Source organism: Mesobacillus sp. (assembly GCF_049588175.1).
GTDB lineage: Bacteria > Bacillota > Bacilli > Bacillales > Cytobacillaceae > Mesobacillus.
The window spans coordinates 1-2,036 of the sequence record NZ_JBAVFI010000094.1; the positions used below are offsets into that span (position 1 = coordinate 1).

Genomic DNA, 2,036 nt, shown 5'->3' on the forward strand with positions numbered 1-2,036 from the left:
CAAATTGATCCGACTCATCCATGGCAGACAGTCGAGCTGGAAAGCTATATATGCCATTCTTAAATCGGATTCATTGCATGATAATATATATGAAGAAAAGAATTATTTTTCGTCTTCATCACACCATTCCAACAGTCCTCAAAGCAACCATCATGACCTACCAGTCGACAGACTTCTCTCCGAATATACTTCGAAAAATATCCACCTTATTACTTTTTTCGACAATACCTATCCTGAATGCCTTAAGACAATTTATCAGCCGCCCTGGGTACTATTCGCAAAGGGCGACATCTCCCTGTTAAACTCAACAAACATTCTGGCAGTAGTAGGTTCTCGTGATGCGTCCAATTATGGTATTAATTCAATCGAGTATTTATTTCCGGAACTAATCCAGAACAAAACAGTTATTATCAGCGGACTAGCAAAGGGAATTGATGCCTATGCACATAAAACGGCAATCAAACTTGGCGGTAAAACAATCGGTGTCATTGCAGGTGGGTTTAATCATATCTATCCAAAGGAAAATATGAAGCTGGCAGAATTTATGATGCAAAATCAATTAGTCATTTCTGAATATCCACCTTTTACAGTTCCGGAAAAGTGGCATTTTCCTATGAGAAATAGAATAATAAGCGGGTTAGCTAAAGGGACCCTCGTGGTTGAAGCCAGAAAAAAGAGTGGTTCACTGATCACCGCTGGATTTGCATTGAATGAAGGACGCGAAGTTTTTGCTGTTCCGGGAAGCATATTGACACCAAACTCTGATGGGGCCCATGAATTAATCCAGCAAGGGGCAAAGCTGATTAGAAATTCCAGAGACATTCTAGAGGAACTGAATATATAAAGTGGAATTATATTTAATAAAACCTTATATAATTCAACAATAATAATACCTTTTTATGAAGTTTTTTTCTTATTTATATAAAATTTACTGCAAAAAGGTTGAAATAATTTTCATTCTGTTATACATTTTGCATCAGGTATTTTAAAATCCCCAAATAAGATGAAAACGTTTACTTAGTGGTGCAATTTGACATTGTAAAGCTTTGTAGACAATAATAATGATAATTTTATACCTCTAAGGAGGACAATTGGATGTCAGAGTTTTTAGTAATCGTAGAATCGCCTGCAAAGGCAAAGACGATAGAGCGTTATCTAGGGAAAAAATATAAAGTTAAAGCCTCCATGGGCCATTTGCGAGATTTGCCAAAGAGTCAGATGGGTGTCGATATAGAAAATAATTATGATCCCAAGTACATTACGATCAGAGGCAAAGGTCCAGTATTGAAAGAATTAAAAACCGCTGCGAAAAAAGCAAAAAAAATCTATCTCGCGGCTGACCCCGACAGAGAAGGGGAGGCAATTGCCTGGCACCTGGCCCACACTCTCAATGTAGATATTCATTCAGATTGCAGGGTAGTATTTAATGAAATTACGAAGGATGCTATTAAGGAATCCTTTAAACACCCGCGCTCAATTAATATGGACTTGGTTGACGCTCAACAGGCACGCCGAGTGTTAGACAGGCTTGTGGGATATAATATCAGCCCAATTCTATGGAAAAAAGTAAAAAAAGGCCTCAGTGCGGGACGCGTTCAATCTGTTGCAATGAGGATGATTATTGACAGAGAAAAGGAAATTAAAGAATTTGTACCAGAAGAATACTGGACAATCGGAGCTGATTTTTTAAAGGGGAAGGCTGCTTTTGAGGCTTCTTTTTATGGTATTGATTTTGAAAAAACTGAACTGAAGTCAGAAGAAGATGTTACGAATATTTTGAAACAAATCAACGGAAATAAATTCACAGTGGCATCTGTAACAAAAAAGGAGCGTAAGCGCCACCCAGCGCCACCGTTCATTACGTCCTCTTTACAACAGGAAGCGGCACGGAAGCTGAACTTCCGTGCAAAAAAGACCATGATGCTCGCTCAACAGCTTTATGAAGGAATTGATTTGGGTAAAGAAGGAACTGTTGGTTTAATTACCTATATGAGAACCGACTCCACTCGAACTTCTGAGGTTGCCCAGTCTGAAGC

The 2,036-nt window shown here is 38.6% G+C and carries 2 protein-coding genes; both read left to right on the forward strand.

Features of this window, described 5'->3' with window-relative positions:
- Nucleotides 1-844: DNA-processing protein DprA (dprA, locus tag WB217_RS02025; protein WP_423990170.1), on the forward strand; the 844-nt coding region annotated here is incomplete at its 5' end.
- Between the two features lie 251 nt (nt 845-1,095).
- The coding region (gene topA, locus WB217_RS02030; protein ID WP_423990172.1) for a type I DNA topoisomerase at nt 1,096-2,036 on the forward strand (941 nt) is incomplete at its 3' end.